The following is a 17,435-nucleotide window of genomic DNA, read 5'->3' on the forward strand; positions in this document are numbered from 1 at the left end:
AAATGCCAGGTCAAGTGCCGTTTAGGGAATTAGCCGTGGAAGCTTTTAAAAGATGTGGCTTACCCTGACATAGAGAGCTCCTTCCTGCAAAATGCGGTACAAAGGTATGAAAAATAAATCATTTATCGGCATCGACATCTCAAAAAATGTCATTGACGTATCAATTTTCTGTGAAGAAGCCCCAATTAAGGACTTTTCTCACGATGTATTCAACAATTCCCGCAAGGGATTTGGCGAAATGTGCACATGGCTCAAGAAGAATCATGTGGTTCTCTCGAACTGTCTCTTTGGAATGGAGTTCACCGGCAGCTATTCCATGGAACTGGAGAAGTTTCTTAATGCCAGGAACTATCAGTTCTGCATGCTCTCCACCCATGTGGTAAAGCATTATCCCATGGAACCCAAGGACAAGAGCGACAAGATTGACTCTGCCAAGATTGCAGACTTTCTCTATCGCTATAATGGTACCGAATGTGTCAAGCCTTATAAAATGCCTGACAAGACCATGCAGAGACTCAAGGCACTGATGAATGAGCGTAAGTTCCTGGTGGAACAGCGTACATGCTTCATGAACAGAAGACAGCTGTGCACCACAAAGGAAGATGCCCAGTTATATGATGGCTACATCAAGAAATTCAGCCGTGACATTGATAACATCGAGTTGGAAGAGCAGAAGTTGCTGGCTACAGACGATAGCCTTTTGGCTACTTACAAGAATCTTCTGACAATACCAGGAGTCGGCTTCGTCAATGCCATAAATGTCATTGTCATTACCCGAAACTTTACCGCATTTGAAACAGCAAGGCAATATGCCAGTTATGTCGGCGTGGCACCGCACTCCCACACTTCAGGCACCAGTGTGAGATGGCGTCCCCGACCTTCAGCACGCTGTGATGGTCAGGCGAAAGCGGATCTATCCATGGCGGCCACAGTTGCTGTACAATATGATGCAGAGTTACAATCATTTTATAACCGTAAATTAGGAGGTAAGCAAGATTCAGACACTAAACGCAAGGCATTGAATGCCGTTAAGTTCAAACTTGTTCTCAGAATGTTCGCCATAGGTAAGCAGAACAGAAAATGGGAACCGTTGGATTCAAAGAGCAGCAATGAAAAACTTGCAATATCATAAGTCCGAAACAAGTGAACTATAGCAGTCTGTGCTACTGCCATTTAGAGTCTTGTAAAGACACAAACACGGATAACTAATTAGGAATCTAGCCACACGCTATTAAAAGAACGAGTTCCGTGTTGATTTGTAACAGAAAAATCATTTTTGACCATTTCTGCTACCGATATTTTAGTGCCTGTATGCTTCAAAACGCCTCTTTTATATTTATTAACACAAAAAATTGCTCAAAAATTTGGCTATGTCTTAGGAATCGGGAAAACGACAAGGGTCTATATGCCACGATGAACAGGTGGCATATAGACCCTTCTTACTTTCCGGTATCTTTGATTCTCAAGAATCAAAAAAACTTATTTTTTCTCCTCTGGAACCAGGAACTTATCGCCACTCTGCTTGACAAGCTGCTTGGCAAACTTCTCTGGATAACCAGGACGAACTGGAGTAGCACCCAAACCGTATGGAGTCTTCTTGAAGGTACCATTCTTATCGGTTGGCTTGATAATCATATCATTGTACTTCACCACCATGAACTCGAAAAGCTGGTTCCAGCGAGCCAACATCTGCTGAGCCTTCTCAACACTGTAGTCGTTGAGATACTTCACGGCAGCCTGTGGGTTCTGGGCATAAAGCTCCTGAGCCTTCTTCTCTACACCTGCCTGAGCAGCGAAATAGCTGTTGGTCAAGCTATCACGAACCTCCTTCAAGGTTGGGAACATCAAGCTGTAACGAGGATAAACCATGTTGCTGGTCATATTGCAAACCCAGTAAGCATTCTTCTTACTGAAATGCAAGGCATCAACACCAGGAGTATTATAGCACTCAGGACGCTCGGTCATAGAGCAATATACAGGAGTGAACGCAGCCATGTTGGCATCATCGTTGGCAAACCAGAACACGCCACCAATCTCTCTTGGCAACCATGAACGCATCTGGCTCACGAATACGAAACCACTCTGCTGAGTGCTGACAGGACGCTCGTTGAAATACTGCTTGCCATCCACCTTGTACATCAATGGTGTAGGACGATAAGGCATCTCCCAGATACCACCGCCGATATCAGAACCGTCGGCTACAGAAAGAGGAGTACCCTCGTAATGGTCGCGCATCACATTCTCTACATCCTGTACGCTCACCTTCTTGTTAGGAACCACCCAGAGAGGCATATCCTGCGCATCAGGATTCTTGCCGAGTGCCCAATCCAGATAAGGACTCATATCATAGAAGTGGTTCAGCATCGCCCAGGCACGGGCATCGCAGAAACGGCGACCTGAGAAATCAGGCTTCGCATACGCCATCTTCCAAGAGAAATCAGCATCCTTGCCCTTGAACCAGCCCTTGCTGCGAGCAAAAGATACCACATCCTTGGCATACATCACATTCTTCTTGTCCTTCATATTGAACTTGCCGATGCGGCTCTGGTTGGCATGTGCACAGATGGCATCATCCGGAATGCGGAGTGCTACCCATACTGCACCCTTGGAATCGGCACCCTTACCCATCATCTCCATGATCCAAGCCTCTTTAGGATCGCAGATGGTAAAGGTTTCGCCTTCTGAATTATAACCATAGGTATTGGCGAGGGTGGTCATCACCTTGATAGCCTCGCGTGCCGATTTACTGCGCTGGAGAGCTACATAGATGAGTGAACCGTAGTCCATGATACCGGTAGAATCCACCATCTCCTCACGACCGCCATAGGTAGTCTCGCCGATGGTAACCTGCCATTCATTCATATTGCCAATCACATTATAAGTCTCGGCAGCCTCCGGAATCTCACCATGATATTTATTGGTATCCCAATCGTAAATCTTACGCATCTCGCCCTTGGCGTGCTTAGCCGCAGGATAATGGCAGAGGTACTGGAACATACCATAATCGTCGGCACTGTAAGAACACATCACCGAACCATCTACTGATGCCTTCTTGCCCACGATGAAGTTACTGCAGGCCTCAGCCTCTGAGACACTGCCCAACATAGCCACAGCCATCAGGGCTGAAGCGAAAATCTTATTCATAATAAATATATATCTTTATTTATATTAATCGCAAGCCTTGAAACTCATATCCAAGCCCTTCACACTATGTGTCAAGGCACCAACTGAGATGAAATCAACCCCCTGCTCTGCATAATCGCGGATGGTATCGTAAGTGATACCGCCAGAAGACTCAGTCTCATACTTACCTGCGATGATGTCTACTGCCTTCTTAGTATCAGGCACAGAGAAGTTATCGAGCATGATACGATTTACACCACCATGCTTCAATACCTGGTCAAGTTCATCGAAACTGCGAACCTCGATTTCAATCTTCAGGTCGAGGCCCTTCTCCTTCAGATAAGCATGGCAACGGTCGATAGCATTGTCGATGCCACCGGCGAAATCGATATGGTTATCTTTCAAGAGAATCATATCAAAAAGACCGATACGGTGGTTCATACCACCACCAATCTTTACAGCCTGCTTCTCCAACATGCGAAGACCTGGAGTTGTCTTACGGGTATCAAGGATATGAGTCTTTGTACCCTCAAGACGCTTTACATACTTAGCAGTCATGGTAGCAATGCCACTCATACGCTGCATGATATTGAGCATCAAACGCTCTGTCTGGAGCAAAGAACGGGTCTTACCCTCTACAATCATTGCAATGTCACCCTTCTTAACATGGGTTCCATCCTGAAGCAACACTTCTACCTTCATGGTAGGATCAAAACGGGCAAATACCTTCTTTGCCATTTCAACACCTGCCAACACACCATCTTCCTTGATAAGCAAGTGGCTCTTACCCATGGCGTCTTCTGGGATACAACACAAAGTTGTGTGGTCGCCATCACCGATATCCTCAGCAAATGCCAAGTCTATCAACTTGTCTTCTAATTGATCTACGCTTAACATATTATTAATGTTTATGTTTAATGTTTATTGATTACTTTTCCGTTCCACAGGGCACGGAGGATGCCTTCCTCATCGCGTTCCACCCGGATTTCGCCGCCTAACCATTCGGTCATCGGCAACTCCTCGCGAAACTCGAAGTAGTTCACCACCCTGCCCTCTTGTATTTCTACCACAGCCTGCTGCAATATCGAGCCATCCGGCAATATCACCTGATGGGCTCCGCATCTTCTCATTTCAGCCATATCTTAAACATCCAGACTAATTACTCGTCATCTGAATAGGTTTATCAGGCATAGGAACCGGTGCACTGGTCGGAGGCGCCAAAGCTCCATCCGGACGTGCTGGAACACTCGGACCTGGTATACGGGTCTTACGAGCAGTATCTACTTTTGCCGAATCAGAAGATGCTGCAGAAGAAGAAACCGGTGCTACCTTTTTAGGATGCATACGGATGAGACGAATCTTATTGACAAACATCAGTTTAAGAGTCGTCAAAGAACCGGCATCAGAACTGAAGCCACCCTCACTCAACATAAAGTACCCCTTTATACATTTGACTCCAAGGCTGTCATTATCAGCGAGTTCCACACTATAGTGCTGAGCACTCTGAATATGAATTACAGTCTGTGCCACACTATCGTTCTTGAACTGAACAGCCAGCAAAGCGATACCATCACGCATACCATCCTGGAAGATAAACTGCGATTCGAAATCAAGACGGAACCGGTCACCCTTATGGAAAGCAGTATCAGCTTCAATTTTAAAACTGCGACTGTTGAAGCCCTCATCAGGCGAGAATACCATCGAAGTAGCATCCTTCCAGATATTGGCAGTATCGCCAACAGCAGTAAGATTGTCAAAATCACTATTTCCTGCACTGTTTCCACCCAATGCAACCACCTCTTTATCCAATCTTTCAGCCAAATCCTTATACACATCATGCAGCAATTCTGTATGGCGCATATAATAAACCATCGAACTGTCGAAGTCTGCCGAGGTGACATCATGTTTCTTCAGTACAGCCTCGCGATAAGCCAGACTATTCTTCTCACTACCACCGTCTTCGCTCTGCGCCATAGCAAGAGCGATGTGATAATCGAAGAGAATATCCGTCATCTTTCCTTTAGAGAGCACATCTTTTGGCAGCGAAGGCTTGCAAGAAGCAAAGGCTGCACAAAAGGTTACTATCCAACAGAGATAAAGAAAAGCTTTCTTCATGATTACTTGTCCTCCTTATTTTCTTGAGATTGAGACTTTATCTTTTCTTCAGCAGTTTCAATAAAAGAAGAATCTTTAACCTTCTTCTCCTTATCACCACCTCCGAGAGTTTCCAGTTCTTTTCTACAGAAAAGCAAGAGGGAAATGATGCCGACTGATACACAGGAATCTGCAAAATTGAATACAGGATCGAAGAATGTACCATGCTGTCCACCCCAGAAAGGGAACCATTCAGGCCATGTATAGGTGAAGAACGGAAAGCGGAACATATCAACCACCTTGCCCATGAGCACGGGTGCATACCCCTCGCCGAAAGGCACAAGATAAGATACATAATAAGGTGAAGCACCGGTGAAGATAAGTCCGTAGAAGATTGAATCAATCATATTGCCGATTGCACCCGTCAGAACCAGCGCCACCAAAATGATGTATAACAAGCGATAGGTACCACGCTTAATGATGCGATGCAGATAAATGCTCAACGCACAGATGGCTACCAGGCGCAACAGACTTAGCCAGAACTTGCCGATAAACGACATACCCCAAGCCATTCCGTTGTTCTCAACAAATTCGATATAAAACCAATCAGTAACACGAACAGACTCGCCAAGGCAAAAATGGGTCTTGATGTACACCTTGATAATCTGATCGATAACAAGAAGCACAACCACCATTGCCGTGACGAGCCATCCGTATTTAATTTTACTTGTTTTCTCCATTTATTACTTCTTTCTAGCCTCCTTAGAAGCTACACTCAAAGTGGCATGAGGTACAGCACGCAAACGCTCCTTAGGAATCAACTCGCCTGTTTCGCGGTCAATACCATAGGTCTTGTTCTGGATACGAACCAAAGCTGCTTCCAATCCCTTAATGAACTTCTGCTGACGCTGAGCCATCTGGATGATTTCTTCCTTGCTTTGTGCTTCACTACCCTCCTCAAGAGCCTTGTAGGTTGGTGATGTATCTACCACATCATTACTGTCTGAGTGGTTCAGCTGAGCCATACAATCATGATAAGTCTGCTTTGCCACCTTCAATTTCTCATCAATGATAGCGCGGAACTCCTCGAGTTCCTGATCGCTATAACGTAGTTTTTCGTTAGCCATAGATGTTATCTATTATGTTATTTGTTAATGTTTTTAGGGAATAAGGGCTAGAAAGTTAGAAGCAAGCAGTTTGGAAATGCTCCTAACTTCTAACTCCTAACTCCTAACTATTTAATTCTTCTCTACGAGAATGTTCAACTTAAAGTCATCAAACTCGGTCTCAACACCTGCGTTGTCGCCGATTTCGATGCTGTCTGCCAATACCTGACCCTTGATGTAGTCGGCGAATGCCTCGATGGCTGCGTCAGTCTCCTCATTAGGAGCCACAGTTACGTTGATGCGGTCGGTAATCTCCAGACCAGTCTCCTTGCGGAGGTTCTGGATACGGTTGATCAACTCACGAGCCATTCCCTCCTTCTTCAATTCTGGGGTCAACTCTACCTCAAGCGCTACGGTCAGATTGCCCTCGTTAGATACGAGCCATCCTGGAATATCCTCTGAGATAATCTCCACGTCGGCTACCTCTACCACGGCTTCCTGTCCGTCGATATTCAATGTGATGTTGCCTGCCTTCTCGAAGGCTGCAATCTGGTCCTGATCGAGCGCTGACATCTGGGCAGCAACACCCTTCATCAACTTGCCGAACTTCTTACCCATCACTCTGAAGTTACACTTCACCTTCTTTACGAGAATGCCCTGACCCTCAATGAAGTTAACCTCCTTCACGTTCACCTCGTTCTTCAACAGTCCGGCTACTGCCTCGATGTGTGCCTTCTGTACATCATCTACTGCAGGAATCATGATCTGCTGCAGTGGCTGACGCACCTTGATGTTCACCTTGCGGCGCAATGCCAATACCATAGAAGTAATCTTCTGGGCGATGGCCATACGCTCCTCCAGGTCGGCATCGATAGCAGCTTCATCAGCTACAGGGAACTTGTCGAGGTGTACGCTCTCCAACTCGCCGCCCAAGTCGTGATACAACTCGTCAGCATAGAATGGAGCGAATGGAGCCAACAACTTAGCCACTGTCATCAGGCAGGTATAGAGAGTCTGGTAAGCACTCAGCTTATCCTCGCTCATCTCCTTACCCCAGAAACGTTTACGGTTCAGACGAACGTACCAGTTAGAGAGGTCATCATTGACGAAAGCATCGATGAGACGACCTGCGCGGGTTGGATCATAGCCAGCCAACTCTCTGTCAACGCCCTTGATGAGGGTATTGAGTGAAGAGAGAATCCAGCGGTCAATCTCTGGGCGCTTCTCGAATGGCACCTGAGCAGCCTCTGCATCGAAACCATCTACATTAGCATAGAGGGCGAAGAAGCTGTAGGTATTATATAAGGTACCGAAGAACTTACGACGGGTCTCGTCCACACCATTAGGGTCGAACTTGAGGTTGTCCCAAGGCTCGCTGTTGGTCATCATATAGAAACGAACAGGATCGGCACCATACTTGTCAATCATCTCGAATGGGTTAGTCACGTTACCCACGTGCTTACTCATCTTGTTACCCTTGGCATCGAGAACGAGACCAGAAGAGATTACGTTCTTGAAGGCTACGCTATCGAATACCATGGTAGCGATGGCGTGCAGGGTGAAGAACCATCCACGGGTCTGATCCACGCCCTCGTTGATGAAGTCGGCTGGATAGAACTTAGGAGGAATAGCATATCCCTCATAGGTGCTGTGGATGAGTGCATCGCGGTCTGCCTCTGTGCCACGGGCCATCTCACCCTCGAATGGGTAGTGGAGCTGGGCGTAAGGCATAGAACCTGAATCGAACCAAACGTCGATGAGGTCGCTCTCACGATACATTGGCTTGCCCTCCTCGTTAACCAATACAATCTTGTCAACGTATGGACGGTGGAGGTCAATCTTATCATAGTTTTCCTGACTGTAGTCGCCAGGAACGAAACCATTCTCCCTCAATGGGTTGCTCTGCATGATGCCTGCAGCCACAGACTTCTCGATTTCAGCATACAGCTCCTCCAAGCTGCCGATGCACTTCTCGCCACGGTTCTCGTCACGCCAGATTGGCAATGGAGTACCCCAGAAGCGGGAACGTGAAAGGTTCCAGTCGTTCAGGTTCTCGAGCCAGTTGCCGAAACGGCCTGTACCGGTGCTCTCAGGCTGCCAGTTGATGGTCTTGTTGAGTTCTACCATGCGCTCCTTGCGGGCTGTATCCTTGATAAACCAGCTATCCAATGGATAATAGAGGATAGGCTTGTCGGTACGCCAGCAGTGAGGATAGTTGTGCACGTGCTTCTCGCTCTTGAAAGCCTTGCCCTCCTGCTTCAACTCGTAGCAGAGTACGATGTTCAGGTCTTCAGCCTTCTCAGAAGCCTTCTTGTCCCAAACACCATCCACATTAAACTGTGGGTCGTAGGCATTCTTCACGTAGTCGCCTGCGTGATGAGCGTATGCCTCCTTGTTGACACAAGCGTTCACGAAGTTGTCATCGAGGTCTTCGATGAGATAGAACTTACCCTGGAGGTCAACCATTGGGCGGGTCTCACCCTTCTTATTAATAAGGTAGAGAGCAGGGATATTGGCATCCTTAGCCACCTTGGCATCATCGGCACCGAATGTAGGAGCGATGTGCACGATACCAGTACCGTCATCGGTAGTAACGTAGTCGCCGAGGATTACACGGAAAGCCTCGCTATCCATCTCAACGAACTGATCGCGACCATCCTCTGAAGCGAACACCTTCTCAGGATGAGCAGCAGCATATTCTGTTACGAAAGCCGGTGCGAAGAGATCAACCTTCTCGCATGGCTTTACCCATGGCAGGAGCTGCTCGTAGTGCATGCCTTCGAGGTCTGTACCCTTCATGTGGTCGATAATGCGCCAAGGGCACTGCTTCTTCTCCTTGTCGAATGGAAGGAGATCGCCCTCCTTGCACTCCTGGTCAGCCTTCAGATATGAACCTACCAGCGCCTCAGCCATCACGAGTGTCATAGGCTCGCCATTGTAGAGGTTGTAGGTCTCGATGGCTACATAGTCAATCTTAGGACCCACACAGAGAGCCACGTTTGATGGCAGAGTCCAAGGTGTAGTGGTCCATGCGATGAAGTATGGCTTGCCCCACTTGGTCCACTCTGCCTTAGGATCCTTGATGAGGAACTGGGCTGTGGTGGTGAGGTCCTTAACATCGCGATAGCAGCCAGGCTGGTTCAACTCGTGAGAGCTCAAACCTGTACCTGCGCCTGGAGAATATGGCTGGATGGTGTAACCCTTGTAGAGCAGGCCCTTGTTGTAGAGCTGCTTGAGGAGCCACCAGAGAGTCTCGATATACTTGTTATCGTAGGTGATATAAGGATGATCGAGATCTACGAAGTAACCCATCTTCTCGGTCAACTCGCGCCACTCAGCGGTGAACTTCATCACGTTCTCGCGGCACTTGTGGTTGTAATCCTCGGTAGAGATATACTTCTCTGAAGCCTTGTTGTCGATATCCTTCTTGGTAATGCCGAGTTCCTTCTCGACACCGAGTTCAACAGGGAGTCCGTGGGTATCCCATCCCGCCTTGCGGTGAACCTGGAATCCCTTCATGGTCTTGTATCTGTTGAATGTATCCTTGATACTACGTGCCAACACGTGGTGAATACCCGGGTGGCCATTAGCTGATGGAGGTCCCTCGAAGAAGATAAACTGAGGGCAGCCTTCACGCTCGTCGATAGACTTGTGGAAGATATCGTTTTTCTCCCACGCTGCTAGTACGTCATTGTTTGTCTGAGTAAGATTCAGACCGTTGTGCTCGGCAAATTTCTTAGCCATATTATCTTATATTTTTATATTGTTTTTACTTTTGGGCGCAAAGTTACAAAAAAAAAAGGTTTTACCCAAAATCTTTAATATATTTTCTACTTATATATACAAAAAAGACTCCTAAATGACTGAAAAATTGCTCTTTTCAAGTCATTTAGGAGTACTTAAACCTAAAATAAATGAAATATGATAAACTAAATGTTTCTAAAAGTAATGGCGGCTAACCATTGACTACTTGATAACAAACTTCTTGCCATTGCAGATATACATACCTGGAGCCAGAACGTATTCTGCATCAGAAACCTTGTTTACTTCGGCTACCTTCACACCATTGATAGAGTAAATCTTCAATTTAGCAGGAGCCTTCTGAGCTGCTACGGTCTGGTTGATACCTGTTGAGACACTCTCATTGGTCTTACCGCTGCGGTTATAAACTGCACCGTTGACGAAAGCAAAAGTTTTTGTCTGGTTGACACCATTACCATTATTGTTGAAGATAATCTTAGTAGGAGCACCTGTCAAATCACCATCAAACTTCCACATCCAGACATCCAGACCATTCTTCTTCATGTCAGTCTTGGTACAGCTTACACCTGGCCAGGTACCACCGGTAAAGTTGTCTGCATCATTCCAAGCCCATACGTGGATGTCACTCCATTCTGCAGGAGCGAGGAAGTAAGCGAAGATACCTGTTGGAGTAGGAATAACTACCTCTTTTATCTTGTTGAAGGTTGCAGAACCAGTCTTGGTTTCATTGTCAGTATTGGTTGCGCTCCAAGTTACAGTCTTGCTCTCGCCTTCCATCATGTCAGCACCGAGAGTGAAGGTAGCAGCCTTACCAGGAGTAAGAGCCACCTGCTCGCCATCACCAATCTTATACCAACCGCTCTTGGCATTGTTGCTGAGGGTTGCTGTTACGGAGATAGTCTTCTGGAAGTCACCACCATTAGGACTCAAAGTAACCTTGGCTGCAGTATTGACAGGAGCGTCAATCTTCTTGGCACTTGTACCACCATCATACTCCAAGTAGATATCGCCTGTGATACCTGTGATATCACCAGACTGAGCACCGCTACCATTATTCAAGATGACATTGAAATTCTCTACGCCATCGAAAGAGTGAGTCCAGTATTTAGCACCATCAATCTCCACAGGACCGGCCATTACCTTACCAGGCCATGCGCCTGTCAAGTCTTTGCCGTCTGTACCTGTTGTCCAAGCATGGATGTGAGGAGCATTAGCAGTCTTTACATATACCGTGATAGAAGCATTAGGATCTACCTTGGTGAAGGTCAAGCTACCGCTCTTCACTTTACCGTCCTGGCCCTCTGCGCTCCAATCAATAGTCTTGGTGTCGCCAAAGTTCATACCTTCGCCGATGGTAAGGTTCTCACTCACACCAGGAGTCAAGTTCACCTTATCCTGGCCTTGTATCTGATACCAACCAGACTTAGCGTCTTCAGAGAGAGTAACTGTCATGTTAATAGTCTCAGTGCGGAATGATCCACCTGCCTGTGAGAATGAAACGCTTGCAGGCTGAATAGGAGCCTCATCAATCCAAGTTGTACCAGCCTCTTCATTACCATCATAGGTCTGACCACCCTTATGCTGAGCAGCAGAAGCGTAGATGAAAGCACCATCCTCAATGAGCTTGCCACCAGTCCAGTCTTTCACGAGTACGCGAACCTGACCCTGATTATTAGGAGCATCAACGGTGATAGTAGGACCTGTGTAAGTCTTGCCTGTTACCAAGTCTGTATAAGTACCAGCTGGGCAATCTGTGAAAGTAGCACCACCATTGAGGGCTACGAGTGCATAGCTGTCCTTATAAGCACGCTTGAAAGCGATACCACCATTGGCCTTACAACCATCTGTAGTCCACTGACCCTTACGGAGAGCAGGAACAGCCTGACGAATCTTGTTCAAACGGATGAGGTGCTGAGCCACATCATGATTCAAAGAGGCAGCCACATTACCAGAAGCCTTGTATTCACCGAAGTCTGATGCTTCTACATCACCTGTGATATAACCACCGAAGTAAGCACGACCGGTGTTAGAAAGAGGACCATTAGGACCTTTATCAATTACTACACCACGACGGAAGCCTACCTCAGAACCATAATAGAGACATGGGATTCCACGGAAGGTAAACAAGAGAGAGAGATTCTCAGCCCACTGAGCATCTGTACCACCGAAACGGTTGGTATCGCTTGGACCTGGACTATAGTCATGGCTATCTACATATACCACATTGAAAGTAGCGTCATTATAGCACTCGTCGCCGCTTGCCAAGCTGAAAGCCTGTTGGGCAGTGTTGTAGCTGTAGTGCATAGGGAAGTCAATGACGTTGAATCCGCTTGACTGAGAATAGTCTGGCTCGTGCCATGCACCATTGAGCATCTTGGCATTGTTGCTCTTTGGAGAAGTAGTCTCCTCCAAGCAAAGCAGTTGTGGGCCTACAGGCTCAGAACCCTCAGGAATCACCTGATTATCCCAGTAACTTTTGCTTCCATCCCATTTGTTGAGCAAGGCCTCGTCCGACTTCCAGGTATAGAAGTAGCAAGAGAGGTTTGCCTGACCTCTATAGGTTACATCGTTCATACGTGTACAAACCTCACCATACATAAAGAAAGGTGCCTTGTTCAAGCGCTTGTTCTCGTACTGCTTACCAAGTGCTTCAAATTGAGGGATAAACTCCTTGTTGAATGTCAAGCGGGAGATGTGGCCAGATGTATCAATACGGAAACCATCGACACCCATCTTGATAAACTGTCCATAGCAATCTACGAGATACTTAGCCACGTAGTCGTTCTCTGTGTTGAGATCCACACAGTCACCAGCAATCTGACCCATCCAACGGCTTGGGAAGTCCCAGTTCCAGTTGTTGGCAGTATGGTGCCAATAGTTGTGTATATCGTGGTTATTGCCATCTGTATTCTTCATCAGGGCAAGACGACGCTGATACTGTATCTTTACATTGCCCAAGTAATCGTTGCCCAACTTGCTCTCATCAGGGATCATACAAGCATCAATGTATGCTTGGTTACGAAGATGAGTATCACGGTCGAACATCTTGCAGAGCTTCTCCTCACCGAAGTTACCGGTGTGGTTGAGCACGATGTCAAGAATGATCTTGATACCCTTGTCGTGAGCCTTGTTGATGAGTTCCTGGAACATCACGTCACCACTCTTGCTGCCGTCACCGCTCTGATAGCGGCAGTCAACCTTAGAGAAATCCATGGCATGATAGCCGTGGTAGTCATAACCAGACGCATTCTGAACGACAGGTGTAATCCAGATGGCTGTAAAACCTAAAGCCTTAATGTAGTCGAGCTTGTCGATCACACCCTGGAAGTCACCTCGCCAACAAGGGTCCTTGGTACTCTTCTGCGCTTCCTGGTTATCCCAGCAGAGCACGTTGTTACTTGGATCTCCATCGTAAAAACGGGTGGTGATCATGAAATAGATACTTTCGTCTCGGAAATCAGTACGATTGCTGGTAAACGTGTCTGTAGCCATCGTCTGCATAGAGACCAACATGAGCATAAGAACCGCCCATAATTTTGCGGCAAGTTTTTTCATAATGAAATTGTTAAGTTTAAAATTGAATAGTTGAATAATTACACCGCAAAATTACGAATTCTTTTTATAAATACTATAAAATAATTCACTTTTCTATTGTTTTTTCTGTGCAATCGATTTCGCAATAACAAAGAAAAAGAGGCTGAATTTCGCAAAACGGATGTTTGCAAAAATCAGCCTCATTCAGAGAATATTATGTACATAAACTGCTAACCGAACGGGGACAAACTCACACTACCCGCTTACAGAGCAGGCGAAGTGCTTGTTTAAGTCCCAAAGTAGCGGTAAGTTTATTTGACAACAAACTTCTTGCCATTGCAGATATACATACCTGGAGCCAAAACGTATTCTGCATCAGAAACCTTGTTTACTTCGGCAACCTTCACACCATTGATAGAGTAAATCTTCAACCTAGCAGTCTTCTGAACTGCTGTAGCCTGATTGATACCTGTAACGACTGTATTGGTCTTACCGCTATGGTCGTAAACTGCACCATTGACGAATTCCAAGTCCTTTGTCTGCTGACCATTATTGCCGTTATTGAAGATGATCATGGTAGGAGCACCTGTCAAATCACCATCATACTTCCACATCCAAACATCGAGACCATTCTTCTTCTCACCAGTCTTGGTACAAGCTACACCTGGCCAATGACCTTCGCCACCGGTAAAGTTGTCTGTATCACTCCAAGCCCAGCAATCTACCAGACTCCAGTCTGAAGGAGCGAGGAAGTAAGCGAAGATACCTGTTGGTGTAGGAATAACCACCTCAGCCTTCTTGTTGAAGGTAGCAGTACCAGTCTTAACCTTATCCTCTGCATTAGTTGCGCTCCAAGTTACAGTCTTGCTCTCGCCTTCCATCATGTCAGCACCGAGAGTGAAGGTAACTGGCTTACCTGGAGTCAGACTAACCTGCTCACCGTCGCCAATCTTATACCAACCGCTCTTGGCATTATCGCTGAGGGTTGCGGTTACAATAATAGTCTTCTCGAAGTCACCACCATTAGGACTCAAAGTAACCTTGGCTGCTGTGTTGACAGGAGCATCGAGCGTCTTGACACTTGAACCACCGTCATATTCCAAGTAGATATCGCCAGTAATACCAGTGATGTCACTTGACTGCTTGGCATTACCATTATTCAGAATCACATTGAAGCTCTCTACTCCATCGAAAGTCTTGTACCAGTAGTTGACACCACCAATCTCTTCAGGACCATCCATGGTCTTACCGTGCCATTTACCTGTCAACTCTTTAGTTGGAGTGCCAGGAACCCAAGCATAGATAGTTGGAGCATTGTCTGCCTTTACATATACGGTGATAGATGCGTTAGGATCCACCTTGGTGAAGGATACAGAACCATTCTTCTCACTCTTGTCGTTCTTAGCATACCATGTTACAGTCTTGGTCTGCTTGAAGTTCATGTCTTCACCGATAGTGAATGTCTTGGTCTCGCCTGGAATCAACTCAACCTTGTCCTGACCTTCTACCTGAAACCAACCAGAAGTTGCCTTACCGCTAAGGCTTACCTCTACAGTAACAGTATTGGTGCGGAAAGTACCACCATTCTGAGAGAACTTCAAACCAAACTCATTAGTCTGTGGCTCAACCCATGTTGTACCATCTTCCTCATGACCATCATAAGCCTGATCAGCCTCTGACTTAGACTTAGGAGTCTCATTATAGATGAAAGGACCATCCTCACCTATCTGACCGCCCTTCCAGTCCTTCACGAGAACACGGAGCTGACCCTGAGTAGCAGGAGCGTCAACGGTGATAGTAGAACCAGTGTATGTTTTGCCTGTTACCACGTCGGTATAAGTACCATCAGGGCAATCTGTGAATGTTGCACCACCATTGATGGCTACGAGTGCATAGCTGTCATTCTTATAAGCACGCTTGAAGGCGATACCGCCATCAGCAGGAGTACAACCCTCGTCGGTCCACTGACCCTTACGCAAAGCAGGAACGGCCTGACGAATCTTGTTCAGACGGATGAGGTGCTGAGCGACATCATGATTCAATGTTGCAGCCACATTGCCTGTAGCCTTGTAGTCACCGAAATCAGATGCATTTACATCACCAGTGATATAACCACCGAAGTAAGCACGACCAGTTTCAGAGAGAGGACCGTGAGGACCATTGTCAATCAAGACATTGCGACGGAAACCTATCTCAGAACCATAATAGAGACATGGAATACCACGGAAGGTGAACATCAGAGAGAGATTCTCTGCCCACTGAGCGTCAGAGCCGCCAAAACGACGTGTGTCGCTGGTTTGCTGAGGACCATAGTCGTGACTATCTACATATACTACATTATAGGTAGCATCATTATATTTCTGGTCACCGGTCTTTGCCAAACCGTATGCGGCGGCAGCATTACCGAAGTTGTAGTGCAATGGGAAGTCAATCACATTGAAACCGCTTGCCTGAGAATAGTCTGGCTCATGCCACTTACCATTCACCATAAAGGTATTGTCACTTGTTGGTGTTGGGTCCTTGTCTAACTCACAGAGAGCCATCTGATGATCATCCACACCAGTACCGCCATTGGCTTTATCAAAGAGTACCTGTGTATCCCAGTAAGACTGGCTGCCATCCCATTTGTCGAGCAAGGTCTTTGGAGCCTGCCATGTGTAATAATAGCAAGAGAGGTTCTCCTGACCACGATATGTAATCTCACTGTAACGGGCGCAAACCTCACCATACATGAAGAAAGGAGCCTTGTTCAATCGCTTGTCCTCATACTGCTTACCAAGAGCTGCAAACTGAGGAATGAACTGCTTGCAAAAGGTAAGACGTGAGATGTGACCGGATGTATCGATACGGAATCCATCGACACCCATCTTGATAAAGCTGCCATAGCACTTCACGAGATAGTCTGCTACGTAGTCGTTCTCGGTGTTCAGATCGACGCAGTCGCCTGCAATCTGAGCCCACCAGCGATTAGGATAATCCCAGTTGAAGTCACCAAAGTGGTGCCAGTAGTTGTGAACATCCTCGTTCTTACCACGAGTATTCTTCATCAAGCCAAGACGACGCTGATACTGCTCATAAGCGACACTTGTAAGGTAGTCGGAACCCAACTTCTCCTCATTAGGAATCATACAGGCATCGATGAGTGCCTGAGTAGCCAAGTCGGTATCACGGTCGAACTCCTTGCAGAGTGTCTGCTCACCGAAGTTACCGGTGTGGTTGAGCACGATGTCGAGGATAATCTTAATACCCTTGGCGTGTGCCTTGTCGATGAGTTCCTGGAACATGGCATCACCGTCCTTGCTGCCATCGCTGCTCTGATAACGGCAATCTACATGCTGGAAATCCATGGCATGATAACCGTGGTAGTCGTAACCGGATGCATTCTGCACGACTGGTGTAATCCAGATGGCTGTAAAACCGAGTGCCTTAATGTAGTCGAGTTTGTCGATGACACCCTGGAAGTCACCTCGCCAGCAAGGGTCTTTTGTTTTGATCTGTTCTTCCTGGTTATCCCAGCAGAGCACATTGTTTCCTGTGTCACCATCATAGAAACGCGTGGTCATCATAAAATAGATACTTTCGTCTCGGAAGTCAGTACGATTGCTAGTAAACGTGTCTGTAGCCATCGTCTGCATAGAGACCAACATGAGCATTAAAACTGTCCATAATTTTGCGGCAAGTTTCTTCATAATGAAATTGTTAAGTTAAAATTGAATAGTTGAATTATCTGCCGCAAAATTACAAACTATTTCTAGCCGCCCAACAAGATATTTCACTTTTCTGCTGATATTTTTGTGCAATCGATTTCACAAATAT

10 protein-coding genes are annotated in these 17,435 nt (G+C 46.5%); 1 reads left to right on the forward strand and 9 read right to left on the reverse strand.

The window, feature by feature from the left end:
• The first annotated feature begins 106 nt into the window (after positions 1-106).
• A complete protein-coding gene (locus tag RCO84_RS07120) occupies positions 107-1,132 on the forward strand; it encodes an IS110 family transposase (RefSeq protein ID WP_264957586.1) in 1,026 nt (341 codons plus the stop codon).
• A 347-nt stretch (positions 1,133-1,479) separates the two neighbouring features.
• Here the strand turns inward: RCO84_RS07120 and RCO84_RS07125 are convergent, their stop codons facing one another.
• The 9 genes from RCO84_RS07125 to RCO84_RS07165 all read right to left on the reverse strand — a co-directional run bounded on the left by RCO84_RS07125 (position 1,480) and on the right by RCO84_RS07165 (position 17,308).
• Positions 1,480-3,144, reverse strand: a complete 1,665-nt coding sequence (locus RCO84_RS07125; protein ID WP_317584513.1) for a dipeptidase — start codon at positions 3,142-3,144, stop codon at positions 1,480-1,482.
• 24 nt (positions 3,145-3,168) lie between these two features.
• Positions 3,169-4,020 (reverse strand): carboxylating nicotinate-nucleotide diphosphorylase, encoded by an 852-nt coding sequence (gene nadC / locus RCO84_RS07130; RefSeq protein ID WP_089543435.1) that lies wholly within the window; start codon positions 4,018-4,020, stop codon positions 3,169-3,171.
• A gap of 17 nt (positions 4,021-4,037) precedes the next feature.
• Entirely contained in the window at positions 4,038-4,262 is a 225-nt protein-coding gene (locus tag RCO84_RS07135; protein ID WP_117586629.1) for a hypothetical protein, read from the reverse strand.
• Between the two features lie 16 nt (positions 4,263-4,278).
• Entirely contained in the window at positions 4,279-5,238 is a 960-nt protein-coding gene (locus RCO84_RS07140) for a DUF4296 domain-containing protein (RefSeq protein WP_264907915.1), read from the reverse strand.
• A gap of 2 nt (positions 5,239-5,240) precedes the next feature.
• Complete coding sequence (locus tag RCO84_RS07145; protein WP_287805413.1) at positions 5,241-5,957, reverse strand: lipoprotein signal peptidase; 717 nt, start codon at positions 5,955-5,957, stop codon at positions 5,241-5,243.
• Positions 5,958-5,960: 3 nt separating this feature from the next.
• Positions 5,961-6,344: a TraR/DksA family transcriptional regulator gene (locus RCO84_RS07150; RefSeq protein ID WP_022120972.1), complete on the reverse strand. Its 384-nt coding sequence runs from the start codon at positions 6,342-6,344 to the stop codon at positions 5,961-5,963.
• Between the two features lie 111 nt (positions 6,345-6,455).
• Positions 6,456-10,067 (reverse strand): isoleucine--tRNA ligase, encoded by a 3,612-nt coding sequence (ileS, locus tag RCO84_RS07155; RefSeq protein WP_317584515.1) that lies wholly within the window; start codon positions 10,065-10,067, stop codon positions 6,456-6,458.
• A 222-nt stretch (positions 10,068-10,289) separates the two neighbouring features.
• Positions 10,290-13,640 carry an alpha-amylase family glycosyl hydrolase gene (locus tag RCO84_RS07160; protein ID WP_317584517.1) on the reverse strand — a complete coding sequence of 1,117 codons (3,351 nt, stop codon included), beginning with the start codon at positions 13,638-13,640 and terminating at the stop codon, positions 10,290-10,292.
• Between the two features lie 290 nt (positions 13,641-13,930).
• Positions 13,931-17,308, reverse strand: coding sequence for an alpha-amylase family glycosyl hydrolase (locus RCO84_RS07165; protein WP_317584519.1), 3,378 nt, complete (start codon positions 17,306-17,308; stop codon positions 13,931-13,933).
• Between the last annotated feature and the right edge of the window lie 127 nt (positions 17,309-17,435).

The sequence above is a fragment of the Segatella copri genome, from assembly GCF_949820605.1.
Classification (GTDB): domain Bacteria; phylum Bacteroidota; class Bacteroidia; order Bacteroidales; family Bacteroidaceae; genus Prevotella.

Bases quoted from the DNA above. Each gene is read 5' to 3' on its own strand.
- RCO84_RS07145 (WP_287805413.1), bottom strand. From the start codon at position 5,957: ATGGAGAAAACAAGTAAAATTAAATACGGATGGCTCGTCACGGCAATG.
- RCO84_RS07140 (WP_264907915.1), bottom strand. From the start codon at position 5,238: ATGAAGAAAGCTTTTCTTTATCTCTGTTGGATAGTAACCTTTTGTGCA.
- RCO84_RS07150 (WP_022120972.1), bottom strand. From the start codon at position 6,344: ATGGCTAACGAAAAACTACGTTATAGCGATCAGGAACTCGAGGAGTTC.
- RCO84_RS07125 (WP_317584513.1), bottom strand. From the start codon at position 3,144: ATGAATAAGATTTTCGCTTCAGCCCTGATGGCTGTGGCTATGTTGGGC.
- nadC (WP_089543435.1), bottom strand. From the start codon at position 4,020: ATGTTAAGCGTAGATCAATTAGAAGACAAGTTGATAGACTTGGCATTT.
- RCO84_RS07120 (WP_264957586.1), top strand. From the start codon at position 107: ATGAAAAATAAATCATTTATCGGCATCGACATCTCAAAAAATGTCATT.
- RCO84_RS07160 (WP_317584517.1), bottom strand. From the start codon at position 13,640: ATGAAAAAACTTGCCGCAAAATTATGGGCGGTTCTTATGCTCATGTTG.
- ileS (WP_317584515.1), bottom strand. From the start codon at position 10,067: ATGGCTAAGAAATTTGCCGAGCACAACGGTCTGAATCTTACTCAGACA.
- RCO84_RS07135 (WP_117586629.1), bottom strand. From the start codon at position 4,262: ATGGCTGAAATGAGAAGATGCGGAGCCCATCAGGTGATATTGCCGGAT.
- RCO84_RS07165 (WP_317584519.1), bottom strand. From the start codon at position 17,308: ATGAAGAAACTTGCCGCAAAATTATGGACAGTTTTAATGCTCATGTTG.